The 3,879-nt window shown below is 60.7% G+C and carries 2 protein-coding genes; both read left to right on the top strand.

Annotated elements, in window-relative coordinates; genetic code table 11:
- Positions 1-757: 757 nt before the first annotated feature.
- Complete coding sequence (gene macA, locus LRS56_13805) at positions 758-1,909, top strand: macrolide transporter subunit MacA (GenBank protein ID WDU65417.1); 1,152 nt, start codon at positions 758-760, stop codon at positions 1,907-1,909.
- 3 nt (positions 1,910-1,912) lie between these two features.
- Positions 1,913-3,871, top strand: a complete 1,959-nt coding sequence (locus tag LRS56_13800) for a MacB family efflux pump subunit (GenBank protein WDU65416.1) — start codon at positions 1,913-1,915, stop codon at positions 3,869-3,871.
- The last annotated feature ends 8 nt before the right edge of the window (positions 3,872-3,879 follow it).

The raw sequence follows: 3,879 nt of genomic DNA, 5'->3' as shown, positions 1-3,879 counted from the left end.
AGGCTGTACACCGAGTGCATATCCATTTCTGCGGTAACGGCTACTTATGGTTCCGCTCTTACAGCGGGTCACTTTTGGTAAACGCCCCAAAAGTAACCAAAAGGTCTTCGCCCCACCACTCGGCACCTCGCTTAGGCTCGGTGTGCCCGCACGCAGGCTTGAATCCGTGGGCCGCCGCGATGGGCCATCCTTGGCCCAGCGCGGCTAACCCGGCGTCCTGCCGGGTTGCCCACGGATTCAAGCCTGCGTTCGGCCAGCGTGGTTTTACGGGGCGCCCAAGATCAAGATCAAAAAGATCAAAAGCAGAGCACGGCGGCCTGAAAGCCGACCTGAGTGGTGTAGATCAAAAGCGCTGTTGTTTTGCTTTGCTTTGTTTTTGCTCCGGCCCTTACATCCTTTGCGCTGACGAAGTCAGCGATCTTTTGATCTGCGCTTTTGATCGTGACCTTGATCCAGGCGCCCCGTTAAACACGCTGGCCGCACGCAGGCTTGAATCCGTGGGTAACCCGGCAGGACGCCGGGTTAGCCGCGCTGGGCCAAGGATGGCCCATCGCGGCGGCCCACGGATTCAAGCCTGTGTGCGGGCACACCGAGCCAGAGCGAGGTGCCGAGTGTTGGGGCGAAGCGTTTTTGGTTACTTTTGGCGCTCTTCCAAAAGTGACCCGCTGTAAGAGCGGAACCAATACCAGCCGCAACCCAAAAAACGGATATTCACCCGATCCAAAAGCCCAACCCAAATCCCCCTGCATGGTCACCTATGGAAAAGCCAAAGTTTCGCAAACTCGGAATGCTCGCGGTCTTAGCCGTCGCAATCGGCCTGGCTGTCTACACCCTCCAGGCCCCCGCCGACGCCCCGCAGTACCTGACCGCCACCGCCGAACGCGGCGATATCGAAAACGCCGTATTGGCCACCGGCGTGCTCGAGGGCATCAAACAAGTGGACGTCGGCGCCCAAGTGTCGGGCCAGTTGAAATCGCTCAAGGTCAAAGTCGGTGACAAGGTGAAAAAAGGCCAATGGCTCGCCGAAATCGACCCATTGATCCTGCAAAACACCCTGCGCAAAGCCCAGGTCGACGAAGAAAACCTGCAAGCCCAACGCCGCGCCACGGCGGCCCAACTCAGGCAGGCGAAGTCAGTGTACGAACGCTACAAGGGCTTGCAGATTGACGAGTCAGTATCGCGCCAGGATTTTGAAGACGCCGAGTCCACCTTCCAGGTGCAGCAAGCCAACCTGTTGTCCCTGGATGCGCAGATCAAAAGTGCGCATATCCAGATCGACACCGCCAAGGTCAACCTGGCCTATACCCGCATCATTGCGCCCATCGACGGCGATGTGGTGGGCATCGTCACCCAGGAAGGCCAGACCGTGATCGCCAACCAGCTGGCGCCGGTGCTGCTCAAGCTGGCAGACCTCGACACCATGACCGTCAAGGCGCAGGTGTCGGAGGCGGATGTGATCCATATCAGCCCGGGCCAGCAGGTGTACTTCACCATCCTCGGTGAGGCCGACAAGCGCTATTACGCCAAGCTGCGCGGCACCGAGCCGGCGCCGCAGAACTTTCTTGAAACCCAGACCGCCGGCACGCCCAAACAGAACACTGCGGTGTTCTACAACGCGCTGTTCGATGTGCCCAACCCCGACCATCGTCTGCGCATCGCGATGACCGCCCAGGTGCGCATCGTGCTCGACACCGCTGAGGCCGCACTGATGGTCCCGGTGGCCGCGCTGGGACCGCGCAATAACGATGGCAGCTACTCGCTGCGGGTACTGGACGCCAAGGGCAAGGCGGTGTCGCGGGAGGTGAAAACCGGCATCAATAACAACGTCAAGGTGCAGATTCTGCAGGGCCTGGTCGAGGGCGATAAAGTGGTGATCGGCGATGCCACGCCGGCCGTGGCGGGGAACTGACCGATGACCCAGCCACTGTTGGAACTCAAGGGCATTACCCGCAGTTTTATCGCCGGCGAGCGTGAATTCATTGCACTCAAGGGCATCGACCTGAGTATCCAGGCCGGCGAGATGGTCGCGATTATCGGCGCTTCGGGGTCGGGTAAATCGACCCTGATGAATATCCTCGGCGGCCTGGATTATGCGAGTGCCGGCAGCTACAAGATCAATGGCATCGAAACCCGCTCATTGGGCGATGAGCAACTGGCGGAACTGCGCCGCGATTACTTCGGCTTTATCTTCCAGCGCTACCATTTGCTCGCGCACCTGAGTGCGTTGCACAACGTGGAAATGCCGGCGATTTATGCCGGTACGCCGCAAACCCAACGCCACAGCCGCGCAGGCGAGCTGTTGGCGCGCCTGGGCCTGGCCGGGCACACCACGCACCGGCCGAGCCAGCTTTCCGGTGGCCAGCAGCAGCGCGTGAGTATCGCCCGGGCCTTGATGAACGGCGGCGAAGTGATCCTCGCCGACGAGCCCACCGGCGCCCTCGATACCCACAGCGGCAAGGAGGTGATGCGCATTCTCGCCGAGCTGCACGCGGCCGGGCACACGGTGATTATCGTCACCCACGACCCCAAGGTGGCTGCGAATGCCCAGCGCATCGTCGAAGTCTGCGACGGCGAGATTGTCAGTGACCAGGCCAACCAGAGTATTGGCCTGGAGCTGCCCGAGGAAGCCCCCATCGAGCCCCGCCGCAGCGGCGCACGGCGCCTGGTGGCGAGCCTGGGGTTGTTCAAGGAAGCCTTCAACATGGCCTGGGTCGCGCTGGTGTCCCACCGCATGCGGACCTTGCTGACCATGCTCGGTATCGTGATCGGCATCACCTCGGTGGTGTCGATCTCGGCCATCGGCGAGGGCGCCAAGCGCTATGTGCTCAAGGACATCCAGGCGATCGGCAGCAATACCATCGACATCTTTTCCGGCACCAGTTTCGGCGACAGCCGTGCCTCGGCGATCGAGACCTTGATGCCCTCGGATGTGGACGCGTTGAACCAGCTGTATTACGTCGACAGCGCCACGCCTGTGGTGGGCCGCAACCTGTTGCTGCGCTTTGGCAATATCGACCTGGATGCGCAGGTCAACGGCGTCAGCGACCGTTACTTCAAGGTCAAAGGCTTGAAGCTCGAAGCCGGGATTGCCTTCAGCGAAAGTGATGCACGGCGTCAGGCGCAAGTGGTGGTGATCGACCACAACACCCGGCATCGCCTGTTCGGGCCGAATGTGGACCCGCTGGGCCAGGTGATTCTGGTGGGTAACCTGCCGTGCACGGTGATCGGGGTCACGGCCGACAATAAAAACATGTTCGCCGCCAGCAAGGCCCTGAACGTGTGGGTGCCTTACGAGACGGCGGCGGGGCGGCTTTTAGGCCAGCGCCATCTGGACAGCATCACCGTGCGCATCAAGGACGGCCAGCCGAGCAAGGTGGTGGAAGAGAACGTCAATAAACTGATGCAGCAACGCCACGGCACCAAGGATTTCTTCACCAACAACCTCGACAGCATCATGCAGACGGTGCAGAAAACCAGCCGTTCCCTGGCGCTGCTGTTATCGCTGATCGCAGTGATTTCGTTGCTGGTGGGCGGTATTGGCGTGATGAATATCATGCTGGTGTCGGTCACCGAGCGCACCCGTGAAATCGGCATTCGCATGGCGGTAGGGGCGAGGCAGTCGGATATCCGCCAGCAGTTTCTGGTGGAGGCGGTGATGGTGTGCCTGATCGGCGGGCTGATCGGCATCTCGTTGTCTTACGCGTTGGGCTTTCTGTTTTCGGTGTTCGTGAAGGAATGGGAGATGGTGTTTTCGCTGGGTTCGATCATCACCGCGTTTGCTTGTTCGACACTGATCGGCATTGTGTTTGGCTTTGTGCCAGCGAGGAATGCGGCGCGCCTGGACCCGATTGAGGCGCTCGCCCGGGACTGACGGCAATA

The sequence above is a fragment of the Pseudomonas poae genome, assembly GCA_028869255.1.
GTDB lineage: Bacteria > Pseudomonadota > Gammaproteobacteria > Pseudomonadales > Pseudomonadaceae > Aquipseudomonas > Aquipseudomonas poae_C.
Note: the sequence above shows the minus strand (reverse complement) of the source record. Positions and strands in the feature narration are given on the sequence as shown.